The organism is Endozoicomonas sp. ONNA1 (assembly GCF_024606325.1).
Lineage (GTDB): Bacteria > Pseudomonadota > Gammaproteobacteria > Pseudomonadales > Endozoicomonadaceae > Endozoicomonas_A.
In genome coordinates this window covers 1-1,821 of sequence record NZ_JAHHPN010000145.1, presented here as the reverse complement: position 1 = coordinate 1,821, position 1,821 = coordinate 1, and the positions used below count along the sequence as shown (strand labels likewise).

Annotated in this window: 3 protein-coding genes; 2 read left to right on the top strand and 1 reads right to left on the bottom strand. The window is 51.2% G+C overall.

Annotation, left to right across the window (positions count from 1 at the left end; genetic code table 11):
- Nucleotides 1-1,020, bottom strand: a 1,020-nt coding sequence (gene glmM / locus KDK19_RS03450) for a phosphoglucosamine mutase (protein WP_257291338.1), incomplete at its 3' end; no start/stop codon positions are given.
- Between the two features lie 162 nt (nucleotides 1,021-1,182).
- Between glmM and KDK19_RS03445 the strand changes: the two genes are divergently transcribed.
- Nucleotides 1,183-1,518 carry a type II toxin-antitoxin system Phd/YefM family antitoxin gene (locus KDK19_RS03445; protein ID WP_257252408.1) on the top strand — a complete coding sequence of 112 codons (336 nt, stop codon included), beginning with the start codon at nucleotides 1,183-1,185 and terminating at the stop codon, nucleotides 1,516-1,518.
- A 2-nt stretch (nucleotides 1,519-1,520) separates the two neighbouring features.
- The coding region (locus tag KDK19_RS03440; protein ID WP_257291337.1) for a type II toxin-antitoxin system RelE/ParE family toxin at nucleotides 1,521-1,821 on the top strand (301 nt) is incomplete at its 3' end.

Sequence of the window (1,821 nt, the reverse complement as noted above, 5' to 3'; positions counted from 1 at the left end):
ACCATCACCCGTTGTGGTCACCTGTCGGCAGATCAGATGGCCGGAGGATTCTCCACCCAGATACCAGCCATTGGCCAGCAGCAACTCATTAACATAACGGTCGCCCACCGCTGCACGGGTAAACGGAATATTGCGCTGGGCCAGGGCGTGCTCCATCCCCAGGTTGGACATCACCGTGCCCACCACACCGCCCTGCAACAGACCACGGTCTTGCAGTGAGCAGGCCATAATAAACAGCAGCTCATCACCGTCCAGCTCGTCGCCATTGCCATCCACCATAATCAGCCGGTCACCATCGCCATCAAAGGCAATGCCCAGATCTGCATGATGTTCCAGCACCTGCTGCTGCAAATGGTTAATACAGGTGGAACCCAAACCGTCATTAATATTGGTGCCGTTGGGCTCAATACAGGTGCTGATCACCTCAGCCCCCAACTCAGCAAATACCGCAGGCCCCACCTTGTAACAGGCGCCGTTGGAGGCATCCACCACAATCTTCAGACCATGCAGATTCAGCCTTGGTTGTACGGTACTTTTGCAAAACTCGATGTAGCGACCAGCCGCATCATTAATACGGCGAGCCTTACCTAACTCATTGCAGGGCACACAGCTGAACGGTTCTTCCAGCATTGCTTCAATCTGCCGCTCCACGGAATCGGGAAGCTTTAGCCCTTCACCGCAGAAGAACTTAATACCGTTGTCGTAATAGGGGTTATGGGAAGCACTGATCACAATACCGGCACTGGCGTTGTAGGTATGGGTCAGGTAAGCGACAGCTGGCGTAGGCATTGGGCCTAACAAATACACATCCATCCCCGCCGCCGAAAGCCCGGCTTCTAAAGCCGACTCGAACATATAGCCGGAGATTCGGGTATCTTTACCGATCAACACCCGGTTATTGCCCTCGCGCTTTAGTACACGCCCGGCAGCCCAGCCCAGTTTCTGGACAAAATCAGGGGTAATAGGAAATTGACCGACACGGCCACGGATGCCGTCGGTACCGAAGTATTTTCTGGTCATTGGAAATCACTAAAGGAATAAGAGGATAGGAACAGTATCTTTCAGGGCTCAATAGAAAAGGCAGGGCGGTTAATGCTAAAACCAGCCCAAAAGGTTTGTGTATGATAGTAAACCAGCTAGACTATATAAGGTCTTAATTAAGTCTCATGGAGGCAATTCAGGATGAAACTCTCACAACAAGTCAAGCCCATCAGCTACCTGAAAGCCAACGCAGCCGAGGTACTAAACCAGCTGCAAGAAAGCCGGGAGCCGCTGGTGATCACCCAGAACGGTGAAGCTAAAGCTGTTATTCAGGATATCCACAGTTATGAAGCATTGCAGGAAGATATCGCCCTGTTAAAACTGCTGGCCCTGGGAAAACGTCAGCTGGCCGACCATCACACCGTTACGGCAGACAGTGTAATGGCTGATATTGATCAACTCCTGATGGATGACGCTCCTGATAATAACCGGGACCATAACAATGGTGAAGAATCACAAAACAGCACAGGGGAGTAATCGTGACAAAAGTTATTCTCACTCAGGATGCCCGACGGGACATACTGGATATTGTCACCTACACCAGAGACCACTTTGGCAACCCCCGGGCAGTGAAATTAAGGCAGACTTTTAATACCGCCTTGCAAAGCCTCAGGGAGCAGCCCTATAAAGGTGCCATAGTTCCGGAACTGACCCGGTTCGGGAATACTGAATATCGGCAATTGGTAAGGAAGCCTTTTCGTATTATTTACCTGGTCAATGAGGGCGCAACAGGTAACAACCGGGACATCACGGTTGCTATATTGCTTTGTGCCGATGGGC